This is a genomic window from Hafnia alvei (genome assembly GCF_034424155.1).
Taxonomy (GTDB): Bacteria; Pseudomonadota; Gammaproteobacteria; order Enterobacterales; family Enterobacteriaceae; genus Hafnia; species Hafnia alvei.
In genome coordinates, this window is sequence record NZ_CP139992.1 from 2,754,813 (window position 1) to 2,773,405 (window position 18,593).

An 18,593-nucleotide genomic window follows, 5' to 3' on the forward strand; every position below is an offset into this window, starting at 1 on the left:
ACTTTGCGATAAAGAACAAAGTTTTAGCTTTTTGTGCACTTAATCAGCAATCAATCTCACTATTTTAATTAGCCGTTGACAGTCACCGCCGTGCTCGCTAATATCTGCCCCGTTCAAACGATTCCTCTGTAGTTCAGTCGGTAGAACGGCGGACTGTTAATCCGTATGTCACTGGTTCGAGTCCAGTCAGAGGAGCCATATTTGAAAAGCCTGCTTAAGGAAACTTAAGCGGGCTTTTTGGTTTTCAGCAAAAAAGCTTGCTTCGCTTTTCAGTCATAATTAGTGGCAAAGAGACAAATATTCATCATTCTGCTTAGAAGATAAGCGAACAGCGTAAAAATAGCGATTTAGGCTTTACAGTCTCATGGCAGGCCGCTATTATTCGCCTCGTTCAAACGATTCCTCTGTAGTTCAGTCGGTAGAACGGCGGACTGTTAATCCGTATGTCACTGGTTCGAGTCCAGTCAGAGGAGCCATATTTAAGAAACCTGCTTAGGAAACTAAGCGGGTTTTTTGCTTTTTATTACACACTTTATATTCAAACCGAATCTAAGCGAGCGAGGGATTTCATCAAAAAATACGCATGGTGTGATAAGAATGGAACAACCTAATGGGGGTGCAGGCAGAGCGGAGTGCCCTGCCTGTGGGATAGGATCTTACTTAGCTTCGCCTTCGCCCAACGCTTTAAGCTTTTTGGAAAGCTCACGACGCTCTTTAGACAGATCGGCGTTCTTGATGATGTAGTCATCAACACGATCTTCGTAGTTGCCACGCATATCGGCAATGATCGCCTGAATCGCTTCAACACTCATACCTGGCTTGATGTATTCACTCAGGTTGTCTAACAGCAATACGCGTTTCTGGTTATCACGGATTTTTTTCTCATTATCCACGATTTCACGCTGTAACTTGTTTTTACGGCGGAACATACGCACAAATTCCAGAACGTTTTGGAAAGTCGGCTTATTCACATTTTCCATCTTGATACCTTTGCTTAAGTAGAAAACTTCAAATCAGGCTGTGACTAACAAGATACCGTTTCACGGCTTCGAGTTATAGCCTCTCACTATTCTTATATTACCCAGTTTAGCCACTCGGCAACATGATAAAAACACCTCGAATAGTGAATAAAGATGACTAAATGCTGCAATTTTGCGCAAACGCATCGATTTTTGGCGAAAAAAATCCGGGCAAGCCCGGATTTAGGTATCTACGCTTAAATGCGCAAAATATTAGTCTTGCAGCCACTCGGTGTGGAATACACCTTCTTTGTCAGTACGCTTATAAGTATGTGCGCCAAAGTAGTCGCGCTGCGCCTGAATCAGGTTAGCCGGCAGTACCGCCGAGCGATAGCTGTCGTAGTAAGAAATCGCAGCAGAGAAAGTTGGCGTTGGGATACCATTCTGTACAGCGTAAGACACCACGTCACGCAGCGCTTGCTGGTATTCATCAGCAACTTGCTTGAAGTACGGAGCCAGCAGCAGGTTTGCAATTGAGTCATCCTGAGCATAGGCGTCAGTGATTTTCTGCAGGAACTGTGCACGAATAATGCAGCCGGCACGGAAGATTTTAGCAATCTCACCGTAGTTCAAATCCCAGCTGTATTCTTCTGATGCAGCACGCAGTTGAGAGAAGCCCTGCGCGTAAGAAACGATTTTGCCGAGGTACAGCGCACGGCGAACTTTCTCGACGAACTCAGCTTTATCACCACTAAAGACCTGAGCTTTCGGCCCAGACAGTACTTTAGATGCTGCGACGCGCTGATCTTTCAACGAGGAGATGTAACGCGCAAACACTGACTCGGTGATCAATGACAGCGGCTCGCCCAGATCCAGAGAGCTCTGGCTGGTCCATTTACCGGTGCCTTTGTTTGCAGCTTCATCCAAGATCACATCAACCAGATATTTACCTTCTTCATCTTTTTTGGTGAAGATATCTTTGGTAATGTCGATCAGATAACTGTTCAGTTCGCCTTTATTCCATTCGGTAAAGGTTGTTGCCAGTTCATCGTTAGACAGATTTAAACCATGTTTCAGCAGAGAATACGCTTCAGCAATCAGCTGCATATCACCGTATTCGATACCGTTATGAACCATTTTTACATAGTGACCAGCGCCATCAGAACCGATATAGGTTACGCATGCTTCGCCGTCTTCTGCAACTGCAGCAATTTTTTTCAGGATAGGAGCAACCAGTTCATAGGCATGCTTCTGACCACCAGGCATGATCGATGGCCCTTTCAGCGCACCTTCTTCACCACCAGAAACACCGGTACCAATGAAGTTAAAACCTTCGGCAGACAGTTCGCGGTTACGACGAATCGTGTCTTGGAAGAAGGTATTACCGCCATCGATCAGGATGTCGCCTTTTTCCAGATAAGGCTTCAGAGAATCGATAGTCTTATCGGTAGCTTCACCAGCCTTCACCATCAACAGGATACGACGAGGCTTCTCAAGGGATTCAACGAATTCCTGTACCGTATAATAAGGTACTAAATTCTTACCCGGGTTCTCAGCAACGACTTCGTCGGTCTTGTCCGTGGAACGGTTAAAGATGGATACGGTATAACCGCGGCTTTCGATGTTGAGCGCAAGGTTGCGCCCCATCACTGCCATACCGACAACGCCGATCTGTTGTTTGGACATTGGAAACTCCTGTCTAAGGGATGATACCTGCGAGGACTCTCCTCACAGCACATGTGTGGCAGCTATGTTAACTCAGCTTGCAGTTAATGGGATAGCGATTGATGCGATAGATGTTTCAAGCGTTCAGAAGGTGTACGCATACGTTTGCTAAAACTGTGAGTTTAAAATATAAAAAAAGCCCGCAAGCGGGCTTTTACATTTAGTTCACGAACTCGCGTGCTCACTAAGGATTAATCGCCGCCAAATAGATCGCGGGTATAGACTTTATTCGCCACATCCATCAACTGCTCATCCATGCGGTTAGAGATAATAATGTCAGAACGTGCTTTAAATGCGTCCAGATCGCGCATCACTGGCGAATTAAAGAAGCTATCTTCTTCCATCACCGGCTCATAGATCACTACCTCAACGCCTTTCGCTTTAATGCGTTTCATGATCCCTTGAATCGACGACGCCCGGAAGTTATCGGAACCGCTCTTCATGATTAGACGGTAGATGCCTACCGTTTTCGGCTGATGCGACAAAATCGATTCGGCAATAAAGTCTTTACGCGTGCGGTTTGCATCAACGATAGCGCCGATGAGATTATTTGGTACTGATGAATAGTTAGCCAGTAGCTGCTTGGTATCTTTCGGTAAGCAATATCCACCATAACCAAACGATGGATTATTGTAATGATTACCGATACGGGGATCTAAGCAGACACCATCAATAATCTGACGCGTGTTCAAACCAAGCGCTTCTGCATAGCTATCCAGCTCATTAAAGTAAGCCACACGCATCGCCAAATAGGTATTGGCGAATAATTTAATGGCCTCTGCCTCAGTTGAATCAGTGAAAAGAACCTGAATATCTTCTTTAATTGCACCTTCAACTAGCAGTGCGGCAAATTTCTCTGCCCGCTCTGATCGTTCACCAATCACAATTCTCGACGGATAAAGATTATCGTAAAGTGCGCGCCCTTCACGTAAAAATTCAGGTGAGAAGAAAATGTTATCAATCCCAAACTCTTCACGAATTTTCTGCGTGTAACCAACTGGCACCGTTGACTTAATCACCATCACCGCATCAGGATTTATCGTCAGCACATCTCTAATGACTGACTCAACCGACGTTGTGTTGAAATAGTTGGTTTTAGGATCGTAATCCGTTGGCGTTGCAATGATGACAAAGTCAGCGCCTAGATATGCATCTTCTTTATCGATGGTTGCGCGGAAGTTGAGAGGCTTGTTGATCAGATAGTTTTCAATATCAGAATCAGAAATTGGCGATTTTTTCTGATTTAACAAATTAACTTTTGACTCGAGGATATCTAATGCAACAACCTCATGATGCTGAGAAATCAAAACACCGTTTGACAGCCCAACATAGCCTGTACCGCTGATTGCTATTTTCATAGCTAGCCTTGTTTAAGCAAAATAAAGAAATGATTATATACAGCGAAATTAAACGGTGTATCCATCAGGATTGTTTTTTTGCCAATTCCAGCTATCCCGCATCATTTCATCCAGTTGACGAGTCGCTTTCCAGCCAAGTTCTTGCGCAGCTAGTGAGGAGTCAGACCAGCATTCAGCAATATCGCCAGGGCGTCGTTCAACAAGTTTGTAGTTCACACTAATACCAGAAGCATTTTCAAACGCAGCGATAAGATCTAATACAGAGTAACCAACACCAGTTCCTAGATTAAATGTTTTAAATGATGCCCCTTTATCTTTATGATCTAAGGCCGCCAAATGCCCGCTAGCAAGATCCATGACATGAATATAGTCACGAACTCCGGTGCCATCTTTTGTTGGATAATCGCCCCCATATATAGATAAGCAAGTTAACTTACCGATAGCTACTTGAGTAATATAAGGGAGCAAATTGCAAGGTACTCCACTTGGATCTTCGCCAATTTTGCCTGATGGATGAGCGCCGACAGGGTTGAAATAACGTAAACAGGTAATGCGCAACTCAGGATTTGCTGAAGCTACATCACTCAAGATTTGCTCTACCATCAATTTCGATGTTCCATAAGGATTGGTTGTTCCACCAACTTTGCACCCTTCATGGAGAGGAATTATCTCCGAATTCCCATACACTGTCGCAGAAGAACTAAAAATGAAACTCTTGACACCAGCAGAAAGCATTTCGTCTAAAAGGACAAGACTTCCATTAACATTGTTTTCATAATATTCAATTGGCTTTTGTACCGACTCGCCAACAGATTTAAGCCCAGCAAAATGAATGACATCTGTTATTTTATGCTGCGCAAAAATAGCCCTTAGCGCATTACGATTAAGAACATCTTCAACATAAAGCGTCAACGTCTTGCCTGTCAAAGCTTCAATTCTAGATAGAGACTCTCTTGACGAGTTAGATAAGTTATCTATAACTACAACATCATCTCCACGCTCTAAAAGAGCGAGGACAGTATGGGAACCAATATAACCAGCACCACCAGTAACAAGAATAGCCATACTAACTCCTGAATTTAATCCAACTTCATCTGTAGTTCTTTCAGCCAAGCCCGAAATTCGGAGCCTTGTGTCGGATGATTCAATCCGTAAGCGACAAAAGCTTCAGCATAGCCAAGCTTTTCACCACAATTGTATGCTTTGCCCACCATTCGATAAGCCTCGACAGGTAAATGTAGGAGAAGTGTCGCTATAGCATCAGAAAGTTGAATTCGCTCCCAAGCACCATAGCCAGTAGTCTCTAAAATTGGCCAGATAGAACCTGACAGAACATAGCGTCCTACTGCTGATAAATCTGAATTATACATTTCGGCATTTTCAGGTTTTTCTACAATAGAAGTCATACGAGCAGTTTGCCCAGGCTCTAATACCTCGTTATCGCAGTTAATAACCGAATACTCAGATAACTCCTCAATCGGTGTAGATTGTACAAGTACCTGGCTACGTCCAGTTTCACTGAAACGCTGTACCATCGATGCTAAATTCTCTCTCGAAGCATCATAGGTAGAGTCGTCTAAAAGGATATCAGGCAACACCACTACAAACGGATTATTACCCACTAGTGGTTTGGCGCAAAGAATGGCATGACCCAAGCCAAGTTGCTTGTGCTGGCGTACGCTATTAATCGTCACGCCTTTCGGACAGATTGACTGTACTTCAGCCAATAACTGACGCTTCACACGAGCTTCCAGTAATGCTTCTAACTCGTAAGAAGTATCAAAATGGTTTTCGATTGCATTCTTCGAAGAGTTAGTGACCAAAATAATCTCTTTGATGCCCGCAGCAACACACTCATTAACAATCTTCTGAATAAGCGGAATATCAACTATTGGCAAAAGCTCTTTTGGAATAGCTTTAGTTGCAGGCAGCATTTTCATGCCAAGGCCAGCGACAGGAATGACGGCTTTTAGATTAGTCATTTTAGTGTTTTTCCAAGAATTCATGGCGTACTGTATTCGCAATTCCTTGTTCAAGAGTCACTGGAGCCTCGAAACCTGTTGCAGCAATATTGTTAGACTTGAATTGAGTACGAGCACAAAACTTTTTAACACGGATACTACTCACTGGGAATTCTTTTCCGGTGATCTTCGACAGAATATCTAGACAATATCCCCCAGTGATACCAACTGTATATGGGATACGAATATTATTCTTTTTCCGATGCAAGGCCGTACAGATAACATCAGTCAGTTCATTCATTGTAAAATCAGGCTTATCTATGTAATTAAACACATGTCGACCGGACGAAAATGTTGTAGCAAACCTTAAGAACGCAGCAATATTTTCAACATAAGCCATAGATTTCTGATTATTGCCTGCGCCAATCATTAAGAACTTACCTGAGGCAATCTGCCGGAATAAATTGTAAACATTACCTCGATTATTTTCACCGAATACGACGGTTGGTCGAATTGTTACTAATGCTCGTTCAGCATCCTTGGCTTGCCATGCATCATATACATGCTCGGCTTCAAGCTTTGACTTACCGTAGTCATTGAACGGATGAAACTCACCATCCTCACCTGTTTCTTTCTCTACAAAACCATAAACAGCAACAGATGATGTAAAGACAATATGTTTTATTCCTAGTTTTTCTGCTGTATCGCAAACATTTTTTGCACCTTGAACATTTACATCATAATAAAGGCTAATTGGGCTAACGTTATCTTTATGCTCCGCGGCAAGGTTAATGATAATATCGCTACCGCTAAGCGCTGAAGTCAATGTGTCAGGTTTTGTAACATCGCCGAACACCCAATTATCAGGGAAAGACATACTTTTGTTTATATCAACAATTCGAAAGCTCAAACCAGCCGAGGCCAATGAGAATGACAAACGACTTCCAATAAAACCAGAACCACCTATGATAGCTATCATACCACTTACCTACTTATCCAATTAAGTCTATATAATTTTGTTTATTTCTGTTTATATCAAACTCACACATTACAAATGATGCATTTTTTCTATACTCATCATAATTATTAACTATTTTTTGCAAAGCATAACTTAGAGATTCTTTAGAATTTTGGTATACAATCCCATTCAAACCATCAAATATCAGCTCACGACACCCCCCTACATCACTAAGCAATAATGGCAAACCCGAACTTCCTGCTTCAATCGCAGACATAGGCAACCCTTCGCTATCAGAGCATAAGGCAAAAATATCGTATTCAAAATAATTATTAAACTCTGGAACCTCTCCTGCAAAAAAAATGTTATCACAGTGTTTGAACCTTGTTATTAAGTCAGATAGGTATTCTCCTCCACCTACAAAATATAGTTCAACAAATTTATTTTCTGCGACCACCTCGGCCAATAATTCTGGACGTTTAGGATATGTCATACGTCCGACAAAAACTATTTTAAGAGGTAAGTGTGTTATTTCCTTCACTGGTAATGGTGATATAGAATTCCTTATCACAACCAATTTCTTTTTATCAATTCTTATTATACTCCGTGCTTTCTCTAAATCACCATCAGATACACACAGAACTTTATCAGCAAGCATAGATAGGCCGCGCTCTATCATGCAGAGAACCTTCTTAAATTTACCTGAATTATAAATACAAGACCAACCATGTGAAACATAGATATGTTTGTGTTTGTAAAATAGCTTTGAAAGTCTTGAAAAAATCCCTGCATTAGCTGAACTAGATATAACTATATCTGCACGAAACCTACGTAGTTCCCTAGAAATATGATATATAGAAGTGAAACCACTCATCTTTGCCAATGAGGGGATTATACTAACATTATTGTTTGGATATTTATCCGTTAGCCATCCTTCTGAAGATGTGATTAGATAAATATTATACTGTTCTGATAGGAGTTTGGTAAGTTCATATACCCAAGTTTGGGCACCACCAATTTCTGATTTTGTAATAACAAACACCAAATTTTTCATATAAACCTATCATATATTAGATTATTGGGCAAATAGTCGTTTTAATTAATATCAGAAAACCAACACTTATCTTATGAAGGTCTTTTTATAAATTGATAACCATTTCGTAGAAACTTCAGTAATAGAAAAATTATCAATAATACGTTGTCTGTTTTTATAACAAATATTTTCTAATTCAATATTGGACAGGCCAATAACTTCAGTTATTTTAAGAGCAAGTTCTTCACTATTTTCCGTAGGAACAATAAAACTAGAGTTTTCTACGATATCTGCAACCCCTCCAGCATTAGTTACAACAACAGGTCGCTCACATGACATAGCCTCGGCAACTACCAAACCAAAACCTTCCCATTTAGACGATAAAATGAATAGATCACACGCCGAATACCACTCTGCAACATCAGTCCTCAATCCTAGCCAATGAACACGCTCATCAATACCAAGCTCTCTCGAAATCGTCTTAAGAGTAGTCTGTAATTCTCCAGACCCAATTACTACTAAATGTGGTGAAATAGGAAGACTTAGCATAGAAAAAGCTTTTAATAAATTTGGATAATCTTTTGCATCTGTCAGACGCCCTACAGATAACAGTAATGGCGTCGAGTTTTCCAAGCTCAGTTCTCTTCTTTTTTCATCTCTAAAAAACTGGTTATATGCAAACTTGTTAGTATTAATACCATTGCTGATTGAACATATTCTTCCTTTTTTAGATGCTCTTTTTTCAATAAAGGAATTGACAGCATTTGGACTAACATTAGTTGTTAAATCAGCAAGAAAGTCTGTTAGGCGGTAAGCTAACATTCTAAGCCTCCCGCCTTCATTGTTGCTATGTGCAGTGCATATAAGTTTAGGGATTTTAAGTGTTATACGCAGTAATCGAGCAAATAAATTTGCATGGACCATATGGCTATGGACGACTTCGGGCTTAAAATCCTTTATCAGCCTTCGAGCTTTTGAGTATGCTTTCAAAAAACCAAAAAAAGTTTTTTCCATTTGTAAGTTTATTAGCTTGATATTATCATCGACCGGTTTATTAATATTTTCCCCAGTAAGGCTGATAATAATAATCTCATGTTTGAGATGAGATAACTCATCAGATACATCGCACAACTGGCGTTCTGCTCCGCCCATCCCTAGTCCAGTGATGATATATAATATTTTCACAAAAAACTCGCTACATATAGAAATAGTTGAACTACTGATAATGTCAAATCACACAATGCTTATTTTACAAATTGAGATGGCTTCGAATTCAGGATTAAAAAATAAATTGCTAGATAAATAAAGAAAAAAGCATAACTAGGAGTACACAACTTCATTAAAGGTATCGTCAATATTATTTTACTCCTAAATGACAAGCTTGATTTGATAAAAACAACAACGAACAATAAAAATACAACAGCCCCCAAAACAACACCATAAACAGAAAAAATAGCACCAAATATTGTCACATCTTTAATAGCCTCGAAGTATGGTGGAAGTAATGGATGATCTCGACCAATTACACCGTAGCCATAAAGAAATATATCCTTATCACCAAAGAAATTTTTAATCGCATCTATCTTTAAATTATTGCTTGAATCAACACCATTTATAAACAGCTCATATCTATCTGCTAAGGAAGGAAATATGAAAATGGAGAAAAGGAGAATAAATAAAAAGAAGATAATATATGAGAATAAATTATTCTTTACTGACATAATAAATGAAATATAAAGGCATGCACACAAAATTATCCCAACTGTCGATAGTGTGCCTAAAACAGCAAGTGTACCGAAATAAAAATAAAAATTTAATTTCTTATTATAATATAATGACAATGCAAGTAAAGCACACATATGCCCGCTGAACACTGCAGGCTCTGGTAGGAAACCACTAGGCCTATATACCTCACCATAATAACTTCTAGATAACCCCCCCCCTGTCATTTGTGAAAAATCAATATTTAAGCCAAGAAAATAATGTGAGGCAATTTGAATGAAAATAAAAACTGACATTATAAATATGACAAAGTTCACAACTTTAGACATTGAGGAAGAACTTACATTTGATATGCAACCTAAAGAAAGCCCCACTAGCCCCCCCCAATACACAGCAAGAGCCAACCTGCTAATAATTATAGCAGTTAAGCCCTCATATGAAGCATAATTTTTAATTTGCAGTATAGTAATAAATATTAAAAATGAGATCAGTATCAAAGAGCACACTAACAGTTCTGTATTTATTTTTTTATTGATTAAAAGAAAACACAAGGATAAAAATCCAAATACAAATATGCATAAAAAATATAAAGAAAAAGGGCTCGTTGTTTGCATATTTGAGATCAGTAGCAAACAAGTCAGTAAAAAATAAGAAGAGGTTGACAATTTGTTATTCTCTCTCATTTATCTCGACTCTTTAATAATACTATCAGTAATACGCCTACAATTCTGACCATCAAAATGCTCGTGAAAAATACTCAAGGAAATATTATATTTATTGTTAACAGTAAAATCACCACTTAAGAGATTTTTCAGTTCCAATAATAATGTATTAAAATCAGACACTATAGGGCCAGGAAATACACTAGAAAAATCATAAAGAAATCCCCTATCATCTTTATAAAACTTGTAGTCGTAGTGAAATCCTACGATGGGTTTTTTTGTTAGCAAAAAATCTATCCATATACTGGAGTAATCTGTGATTAGAACATCTGCATATTTCAATAACGGCTGTATATCAGTAAACATAATATTAAAATCATATACACCATCAATGTTTGGTATTATTCTATTTTTAAGATAAGGATGACCTGCGTAAAAAAATACAGCCTGATTTTCTCTTAAAAAAATCGCAAGTAAATTTTCATCATCTAAAGTTAATGTATATGCGCCTCCAGAACTTCTCCACGTTGGGGCATATACAATTATTTTTTTTCTTAAAGCGATTTCTGATATTTTTTTAATGTCATCATTAATGTAATTGGGTAGTTCATTTTTATTTTCATTAAAAAAAATATCATTTCTAGGGATACCTGTAACATGTATATTACTATGTAACACATGATAATATGCGCAACAGGCTAATGCATCTACATGAGACGAAACTGCATGATGTTTACAAAACCATTTTGTTTTAACAAATGACTTATGATTTTTTAACTCTTCTGAGTGTGGATCTAAAGCTAGCTCTACTTTTTTAAAATGAATCCCGTGGTTAATATGATAATTCAAACGTCTAAAAGAAGTTAGAGGAATCAAACCAGCTAAAGGGCCATGGTGATAGATAACGATGCCAGAAGTAAGTAAATGCCAAATACCACGAAAACTATAAATATAAACTGCATTTTCCTTTGTATCGGAATCAATTAACAGCATACTTTTCTTTCCACATAGCACGTATACTGTATAATCCTTCTTTAAATTATAGTCTATATATTTATGTAAAAATGCACAATTCCCACGCCATTCATTATCATTAATACAAGGAAAGGCAATTTTTTTTTTGTTTTTAATAACAAAAAAATCAAGAATAGCGACAAAAATCCTAACTAAAATATTCATTTAACTAATCTCATAGCCATTGATGTTCTATAAAACATAAATACACGAAACATACACACGCATGATTCGGAAATAAGTAATGACTTAACTACATTTAGCCCATTTATATTTGTTGTGAGATACAATACACCCAACAATAATAATTGTATTACTCCACCTAAAATCACACTTTTATTCACTATATCTAATCGGTCTATTGTAGAATAAGCAGGGTAACCAAAGTTAATGCTGATAAAGCTTATGACAGATATGACAATAAAATATTTAAATATTTCTGAGCCAGACTGAAAATCCTGGCCATATATAAGAGTAATAATATATGTAGAATTTATTACACATATAATCACCCCAATGACCATAAGTGGTAATAATACAGCCATAAATTTAATCAGTGTCTTTATATCCTTTGTTTTCGCTAAATGTGGATATAAAGATTGGCTAATCGGTGATGTTAGGCTGATCGATGCCTGGTATAGTTTCTCTGAGCTTGAATAGAATGCGGCCTGTCTTACTCCAGCCTGACTGCCAACAATAAATGTACTTGCATTGGAATAAATCCCTACTGCGACTCTTGAATAGAAAAATGGCAAATTATCTTTAAATATTTTAAAAATCTGTAGCTTAGATACTTGTCTAAATTTAAAACCTTCATGTTTCATTAAATACAGATACAGTGCAGTTGAAATTAAATTGCTTATGCAGAAACAGATCAAAGCAACAACCTCATCACCATGAGATTTTACAAATACAACGACTAAAAACAAATAGCTCATTTTGGTAGTTACGGTACAGATGGTTATATTTTTCATTTTTTCCAAACCTTGGAAAAACCATGTACACTGAAATGCTTGAAAAAAAACAGTTGCTGAAACTATGACACCCATAACTTTATACTTATTTTCATCAGTTCCAAACTTTGTTGTATAAATAAAAATCGCAATTGATATTATAAATATAAAGATAATTTTTATACAAAATATGGCTGTAACGTATTTTTCTAAAAGTTTCCATTTATCCTTATTTTTAGCAATCCAAACTGTCGATGAAATTGCAAACCCAAAGTCTGTAAAGATCACAGCAATTGCACACACTGACAATGCCATTGCTAAAACTCCGACACCGTCAACACCAATAACCCTTGATAAATACGGTAACATCACAAGAGGAACTATATAATTGGCGCATTGAACTAGAGCCATATAAAAAATATTTTTCCCTACAACTGATCTAGTCAATTTGCTCAACCTCTAGCAGAGTCACTTTTATAAAACACAATATTATATCTAAGAGACATTGATCGCATCTAAAGAATAAAATACGTAATTATAAATTTGTTACGATGCGAAATTTGTCAGAAAATTTAATTTCATTTAAAAATTGAAGTATTTATAACTCATTTATCTCTTTTATAACGTGAGTTGAGTTAATTCAAAGGCTATATAATGAAAGTAACTCTAAACCTCATTAAATTAAAAATCAATTTCAATTCCATTTTTCTTTAAATTCTTGTACATAACCTTTCTAAAAAGGTTTTTCATGCTAAACCTTTCACATTTACCATCAATTACAACCATGTTATTAATATAAGACAACGTATGTATGCCTTTACTATATGGTGGTAATGGTTCTATTTCAGTGAAACTTACTTCTTGGTAAGCGTCAGGGGCTAATTTTTCAATCTTTCTGATACTAATTGAACCACCATATGTTTTACTGCAATTTTGAGCGACTCGATAGAGCGAGTCATTTTCCTTAATTATCCCCCCAGCATTTCTTCCATGACAAGCATCGTCTGTTATTGGTGAGCTAGTATGTTTCTTAAACTCTTCATATAAACTGCTTGCTGTATAAAGTTCTAAACGATATGGTGTGGTAACTCTAGATGTAAAAAGATAATAAACTTCGTTATGCTCATACACGAAAGAATCAATAAACTCTCCATTTAAGAGTAATTTTTTTTCTAAAATAAACTTAGCTTTTTCATTATTAAATTTATATAAAAGAATTGCATTTAAATCTGACGTTTCTGGTATGCAATATACATTACAACCATCATGAAATATATATGGGAATGATTTGTGACCCTTGACTTTATTTATTTCACTAAAAAAATTATACTCTTTTCCGTTAATGTCTACACAATGAATCTTCGCATTACCATGCGTATAACGAAATTTTTCAAATGCAATGTAGGCCATTCCATTCATTTCAAAAACAAATGGATCTGCCTCGTAGTCATTTTTTTTATTTATTTCTAGCCACTTAATCGATAGCTCCCCCTCAGAAATAAACTTCAAAAAAGATGTATTAGAAACTCCAATCCGCCATACATCTTGACCAAAAGCTTTATATAGATACTTATTAATAACATTAATCATCAATTATCACATGCAGCGTAAGTTATATTAGAGCCATTATCTAAATCATGACTATAATCGGTGAAAAAATAATTTACAGAAGAACCAATTCGAGTATTAAAAAACAACTTATCAATACTTGCTAGCTGACACGTATCAGCGAAAGAAAATATTTTTGGTATGATAGTAGAGCAAATAATCTCTCTTATATACTGATCGTCATACATAAAGTGTACAACCCTATCGATTAAGCCTTTGACCTTATAAGAAACAATAACCCCGATAAGGCTTGATTTATTATAAAAAAACTCAATTTTGTATTTTTTACTTGGACAATCAATATATTTCCAAGCAATAAATTCCACGCTGGAATTTATTGTCAGCTTGTTGTTTTTTTTAATCAATAATGAGATGTCTTCCCTATCCTTTTCACTAATCTGTGAGCGTGAGTAAACATTTTTTTTATGTCTATTAACTCCAGGCCTTGATATATATGAGTTAAAATTAGGCTGAAAAGACATTTTTGCTCTTTTCCAACCAGGTAACGCGTTTGAATTTGGATGACCGATCAAACACCTTTCATTATCTTTAGCCATTTTCACAGCACTACGTATCATTTTGATGAAAAGATTTTTATCTCGATGATTTGGATGGCTGAGAACATCTACAACATAGTAAGCTAGTTTAACATTTCCATATTTTATAAGCTCAACTGGTATTAAGAACATATTAGATATGATATCGCCCTCTAGTCTTACATTAACACTAATGCCTACACCATGAGGGTTATTTAAAAGCATCCATGAAAGATATCCATCACTAAAAAACCGGTTATCTGGTGAGTAATAACAGAGATAAAAGCGTTTTAACTCAGAGATTAAATCCTCATTGACATTTTCTAATGAAATAACCATCTGTCCTCCTGACTTAGTCTAGATATTTTATTTAATGTGTTAAGGCCTAAAGGCTATTCAAATTTATCTGAACGCGATACTCATTAACATAGGCATATTCAGCCTTTATAATTTTAAATCCTCTATAGTTACAAAAACCTCACCCACGCTACCGCCCTTGGCTCGTCAGCTACCAATGCACTGCTAAAACTCGCGGCGATGTAGGCCTTATGTGGCTGCAGGCAGGGTACACTCCTGTCGGATGCCCCCACCTCAGATAATTCTTAATCCAGTCCCTTTTTAGGAACTTTCACTATTCTCACTATTTCTTACACTTTTCAGTGCGGGCTAATTCTCATACTTCTAGCGGCCTGATACAAGGATAAATATGCACAAAAAGTTTAGCTGTTTTAGAAATGCACAAATTGACATACAAATTGAACTTTTTGTTGAATATCCATAGTTAGTGCAAGCCCTTTGCACGCTTGCACTTGAATTTATCGCTCTAACCACCGATCATTCTCTGAGAATAATTGTAACAACTCTGAAGGTATAACGAAGCGTATGGAATGGATCGCCGATCCGACTATTTGGGCAGGGCTGGCAACACTGGTCGTGCTTGAGATTGTGCTAGGTATTGATAACCTAGTTTTTATTGCGATTTTGGCAGAGAAACTACCTCGTCAACAGCGTGACAAAGCGCGTATCGTTGGCTTATTGCTGGCGCTCGTGATGCGCCTTGTGCTGCTGGCGTCCATTTCTTGGCTGGCAACGCTAACCAAGCCAATCCTGACCCTCAACGGGCACGGCTTTAGTGCTCGCGATCTGATTATGTTGACTGGTGGGATATTCTTACTCTTCAAAGCCACCGTTGAATTGAACGAGCGGCTGGAGGGCAAAGACCATGAGAGCCACAACCAGCGCAAAGGCGCCAAGTTCTGGCCAGTGGTGATCCAAATTGTGGTGCTTGATGCAGTATTCTCACTGGATTCAGTTATCACCGCCGTGGGCATGGTTGAACATCTTGCCGTTATGATGGCAGCCGTATGTATTGCCATCAGCCTGATGTTGCTTGCCAGTAAACCGCTAACCAATTTTGTGAATGCCCATCCCACTATCATCATTCTGTGTTTGAGCTTCCTGCTGATGATTGGCTTTAGCTTAGTCGCTGAAGGCTTCGGTTATCTGATTCCGAAAGGCTATCTGTATGCAGCGATTGGTTTCTCAGTAATTATCGAAGTCTTGAATCAGCTTTCTCAATATAACCGGCGACGATTCCTCTCGTCATCACGCCCACTGCGTGAGCGCACCGCTGAAGCCGTTTTACGCTTGTTGAGTGGCAAACATGAAGAAGCACAGCTCGATGCCAATACGTCCAGCCTAATTGCCGATAATCGCGGTGAGGCCGACCTGTTTATTCCGCAAGAACGCATGATGATCGAGCGCGTGTTAGGCATGGCACAACGCACCGTGAGTAGCATAATGACATCCCGCCACGATGTGGAGCAGTTGGACCTCAGCGATCCGCAAAGTAAGCTGGATGAACTATTACAAAAAAACCTGCATACGCGCATTGTAGTAACCGATGATAATGCCGCCGATGAACCATTGGGCGTTATTCATGTCATCGACCTGCTGAGGCAACAGCTGCAAGGCGAGAAACTCGATCTTAGGGCGTTGGTGAAGCAACCACTGATTTTCCCTGAAGGCGTGTCGTTGTTGATGGCTTTAGAGCAGTTCAGGCAGGCGCAGACTCACTTTGCCTTTGTGGTTGATGAGTTTGGTTCCGTTGAGGGCGTAGTCACGCTGACAGACGTCATGGAGACCATTGCCGGTAATCTTCCTGTTGCCGGTGAAGACATCGACCCGCGCCATGATATCCAGCAAAACGACGATGGCACGTGGATCGCCAACGGCTATATGCCGCTGGAGGACTTAGTGCTTTATATGCCATTGCCAATCGATGAGAAGCGCGAATACCACACGCTAGCGGGTTTGTTGATGGAGTATCTGCAGCGCATTCCGAACGTGGGTGAGCAAATTAGAATTGGTGATTATATGTTCGAGCCGTTAGAAATTAACAGCCACAGGATCCTGAAAATTAAAATCACGCCCCTTGCGGTGCCTGACGATGATTATGAAGTCTAAATTACGTCTCGGATAATATTTATCGATTAAAAAAGCGGGCTTTGCCCGCTTTTGTGTATCTGTAATATATAACTGTTATTACAAATGAATAGGAACCAGGATTTCAGTTGCAACTATAACCACAATCAGTCCAACCAGCACAGGTACAGAAGTACGCTTCACCACTTCAAACGGAGAGATCTTTGCCATCCCCGCCACGGCAACCACCACACCAGAAACAGGTGACAATGTACGGCCTAGGTTAGATGCCTGTAGCATGGGTATCGTCAAATAAGCAGGATTGACGCCCATCTGAGCTGAAAGTTTAGGGATCAGTTCCACAAACGCGTAGAAAGGCGCATTGCCAGATCCTGTGGTCATTGCAGCCAGCATGGTAATCACTACCAGAACCAGCATCATGATAATTCCACCGGTGCCAAACGACTGTGCTAAATCTATCAAGCTGCTGATAAAGCCCACGGTGCTTAGCCCTTGAGCAAAAACGCCTGCTGCAACTAAGAGCATTACGACGCTAGCAAAAGCGTCTGCCATACCGCGATATGCCACTTCCAGCCCCACAAAGACTTTCTGCGCATCAAAGCCGCGCAGGAATTCAATGATTGCTGCGCCAAGCATGCAAATCACAAGAACGGTAATGATATGTAGCTCTGGACCCCATTTGCCGTCAAAAATTAAAACGCCCAGAATAGGCGTAAATGGAAGCAAGGCGTAGAAGCTAGGTGCGTTGGTTTTAATTTCACTCACATCCAGCATTTCATGAGAGACATTTTCTTTTTTGTCTAAATAACGTTGCCAGAAAAAATGAGCAATCGCCATGCAAATAATGGCTGCAATAGAAATGGGAAGCGTGGTTTTAAACGCAAAATCAATCAGCGGCATTTCAGAGGCTTTGGCAGCCAGCACCACGTCGCCTGACGTTGGTGCAAGTATGATCGCTGCCGGTGATGCACAGATCGCGGCCGCAGCACCTCGGCTAATCCCAACGTTCACCATCACAGGGAACAGCGTCGCCATCAGCAATACACCTAACCCTGTCGCCGAAGAAACGGCCAGTGACATCAGACAAGCAACGAAATACGCCGCAATCATCAATAAATAGGGAGAATTGATGTACTGCAAAGGACGAGATGCCAGTTTCACCACCATATCATTCGCCCCGATATGGGTCATATAGGCGGCAAATCCACAGAGCATCATAATCATCATGCCTAAATCGCCACCACGGCTCATCAGCAAGACTTTAATATATTCGACAATGTCAGTTGCGCTCAGCCCTGTCGGTTTTGCGCTCGCCGGTAATATCTGGTGCCCCATCAAAGCACTAATAATCAGCAGTAGGATCCCACCAACCATTAATACTCCGGTAGCCGAATAGCCTTTGATGATGTATCGACCTACCCCCGTCGCCACGATGACACCAATTAACAACTCAATCATATAAAAGCCTCTATAGGTATTGCTTTAAATAAGTTCTCTGCGGAACTTGAATAGCCTCAATGGCGAAAAAACGAACAAACCACCACCACTGCGCCAGTTAACCAATTAAACTCTCGAACTCTGCCGAAAAAGGCTGATGATTTTACTGACTTTGGTCAACGATTTCCCGTGTTTGTTTTTGCCGTAACAAGTTTGTGATTG

At 39.1% G+C, this 18,593-nt stretch carries 15 protein-coding genes and 2 tRNA genes; 3 read left to right on the forward strand and 14 right to left on the reverse strand.

Annotated elements, in window-relative coordinates:
• Positions 1–122 precede the first annotated feature (122 nt).
• Both U0008_RS13015 and U0008_RS13020 read left to right on the forward strand, forming a co-directional pair.
• A tRNA-Asn gene (locus U0008_RS13015) sits at positions 123–198 on the forward strand.
• A 202-nt stretch (positions 199–400) separates the two neighbouring features.
• A tRNA-Asn gene (locus tag U0008_RS13020) sits at positions 401–476 on the forward strand.
• Between the two features lie 180 nt (positions 477–656).
• On the opposite strand, the gene tmaR is transcribed toward U0008_RS13020, so the two are convergent.
• The 13 genes from tmaR to U0008_RS13085 all read right to left on the reverse strand — a co-directional run bounded on the left by tmaR (position 657) and on the right by U0008_RS13085 (position 14,828).
• Positions 657–980 (reverse strand): PTS system regulator TmaR, encoded by a 324-nt coding sequence (tmaR, locus tag U0008_RS13025; protein ID WP_025798203.1) that lies wholly within the window; start codon positions 978–980, stop codon positions 657–659.
• A gap of 252 nt (positions 981–1,232) precedes the next feature.
• Positions 1,233–2,645, reverse strand: a complete 1,413-nt coding sequence (gndA, locus tag U0008_RS13030) for an NADP-dependent phosphogluconate dehydrogenase (RefSeq protein WP_043493810.1) — start codon at positions 2,643–2,645, stop codon at positions 1,233–1,235.
• 230 nt (positions 2,646–2,875) lie between these two features.
• On the reverse strand, positions 2,876–4,042 hold the full coding sequence (locus U0008_RS13035; protein ID WP_043493813.1) for a nucleotide sugar dehydrogenase: 1,167 nt from the start codon (positions 4,040–4,042) through the stop codon (positions 2,876–2,878).
• A gap of 48 nt (positions 4,043–4,090) precedes the next feature.
• On the reverse strand, positions 4,091–5,107 hold the full coding sequence (gene galE, locus U0008_RS13040) for a UDP-glucose 4-epimerase GalE (protein WP_043493816.1): 1,017 nt from the start codon (positions 5,105–5,107) through the stop codon (positions 4,091–4,093).
• Between the two features lie 14 nt (positions 5,108–5,121).
• Positions 5,122–6,024 carry a sugar phosphate nucleotidyltransferase gene (locus U0008_RS13045; protein ID WP_043493882.1) on the reverse strand — a complete coding sequence of 301 codons (903 nt, stop codon included), beginning with the start codon at positions 6,022–6,024 and terminating at the stop codon, positions 5,122–5,124.
• A gap of 1 nt (position 6,025) precedes the next feature.
• Positions 6,026–6,982, reverse strand: a complete 957-nt coding sequence (locus tag U0008_RS13050; protein WP_043493820.1) for an NAD-dependent epimerase/dehydratase family protein — start codon at positions 6,980–6,982, stop codon at positions 6,026–6,028.
• 13 nt (positions 6,983–6,995) lie between these two features.
• Positions 6,996–8,015: a glycosyltransferase gene (locus U0008_RS13055; RefSeq protein ID WP_043493822.1), complete on the reverse strand. Its 1,020-nt coding sequence runs from the start codon at positions 8,013–8,015 to the stop codon at positions 6,996–6,998.
• A 66-nt stretch (positions 8,016–8,081) separates the two neighbouring features.
• On the reverse strand, positions 8,082–9,179 hold the full coding sequence (locus U0008_RS13060; protein ID WP_043493824.1) for a glycosyltransferase: 1,098 nt from the start codon (positions 9,177–9,179) through the stop codon (positions 8,082–8,084).
• A 59-nt stretch (positions 9,180–9,238) separates the two neighbouring features.
• Entirely contained in the window at positions 9,239–10,399 is a 1,161-nt protein-coding gene (locus tag U0008_RS13065) for a hypothetical protein (RefSeq protein WP_121626055.1), read from the reverse strand.
• Positions 10,400–11,557, reverse strand: coding sequence for a CDP-glycerol glycerophosphotransferase family protein (locus U0008_RS13070; protein WP_121626056.1), 1,158 nt, complete (start codon positions 11,555–11,557; stop codon positions 10,400–10,402). It lies immediately after the preceding gene.
• A complete protein-coding gene (locus tag U0008_RS13075) occupies positions 11,554–12,792 on the reverse strand; it encodes an oligosaccharide flippase family protein (protein WP_072008175.1) in 1,239 nt (412 codons plus the stop codon). Before U0008_RS13075 ends, U0008_RS13070 begins: the two co-directional genes overlap by 4 nt.
• Before the next feature lie 234 nt (positions 12,793–13,026).
• Positions 13,027–13,935, reverse strand: coding sequence for a glucosamine inositolphosphorylceramide transferase family protein (locus U0008_RS13080; RefSeq protein WP_043493910.1), 909 nt, complete (start codon positions 13,933–13,935; stop codon positions 13,027–13,029).
• A complete protein-coding gene (locus U0008_RS13085) occupies positions 13,935–14,828 on the reverse strand; it encodes a GNAT family protein (protein ID WP_043493912.1) in 894 nt (297 codons plus the stop codon). The genes U0008_RS13080 and U0008_RS13085 overlap by 1 nt, the downstream gene beginning before the upstream one ends.
• A 543-nt stretch (positions 14,829–15,371) precedes the next feature.
• Between U0008_RS13085 and U0008_RS13090 the strand changes: the two genes are divergently transcribed.
• Positions 15,372–16,955, forward strand: coding sequence for a TerC family protein (locus U0008_RS13090; protein WP_025798175.1), 1,584 nt, complete (start codon positions 15,372–15,374; stop codon positions 16,953–16,955).
• 78 nt (positions 16,956–17,033) lie between these two features.
• Here U0008_RS13090 and dcuC read toward each other — a convergent pair whose 3' ends face one another.
• The gene (gene dcuC / locus U0008_RS13095) at positions 17,034–18,392 is read right to left on the reverse strand and encodes an anaerobic C4-dicarboxylate transporter DcuC (protein WP_025798173.1); all 1,359 of its coding nucleotides are present in this window, start codon (positions 18,390–18,392) and stop codon (positions 17,034–17,036) included.
• Between the last annotated feature and the right edge of the window lie 201 nt (positions 18,393–18,593).

Bases quoted from the DNA above. Each gene is read 5' to 3' on its own strand.
- tmaR (WP_025798203.1), bottom strand. From the start codon at position 980: ATGGAAAATGTGAATAAGCCGACTTTCCAAAACGTTCTGGAATTTGTG.
- U0008_RS13090 (WP_025798175.1), top strand. From the start codon at position 15,372: ATGGAATGGATCGCCGATCCGACTATTTGGGCAGGGCTGGCAACACTG.
- U0008_RS13085 (WP_043493912.1), bottom strand. From the start codon at position 14,828: ATGGTTATTTCATTAGAAAATGTCAATGAGGATTTAATCTCTGAGTTA.
- U0008_RS13035 (WP_043493813.1), bottom strand. From the start codon at position 4,042: ATGAAAATAGCAATCAGCGGTACAGGCTATGTTGGGCTGTCAAACGGT.
- U0008_RS13050 (WP_043493820.1), bottom strand. From the start codon at position 6,982: ATGATAGCTATCATAGGTGGTTCTGGTTTTATTGGAAGTCGTTTGTCA.
- U0008_RS13055 (WP_043493822.1), bottom strand. From the start codon at position 8,015: ATGAAAAATTTGGTGTTTGTTATTACAAAATCAGAAATTGGTGGTGCC.
- U0008_RS13080 (WP_043493910.1), bottom strand. From the start codon at position 13,935: ATGATTAATGTTATTAATAAGTATCTATATAAAGCTTTTGGTCAAGAT.
- gndA (WP_043493810.1), bottom strand. From the start codon at position 2,645: ATGTCCAAACAACAGATCGGCGTTGTCGGTATGGCAGTGATGGGGCGC.
- U0008_RS13045 (WP_043493882.1), bottom strand. From the start codon at position 6,024: ATGACTAATCTAAAAGCCGTCATTCCTGTCGCTGGCCTTGGCATGAAA.
- U0008_RS13065 (WP_121626055.1), bottom strand. From the start codon at position 10,399: ATGAGAGAGAATAACAAATTGTCAACCTCTTCTTATTTTTTACTGACT.
- dcuC (WP_025798173.1), bottom strand. From the start codon at position 18,392: ATGATTGAGTTGTTAATTGGTGTCATCGTGGCGACGGGGGTAGGTCGA.
- galE (WP_043493816.1), bottom strand. From the start codon at position 5,107: ATGGCTATTCTTGTTACTGGTGGTGCTGGTTATATTGGTTCCCATACT.
- U0008_RS13070 (WP_121626056.1), bottom strand. From the start codon at position 11,557: ATGAATATTTTAGTTAGGATTTTTGTCGCTATTCTTGATTTTTTTGTT.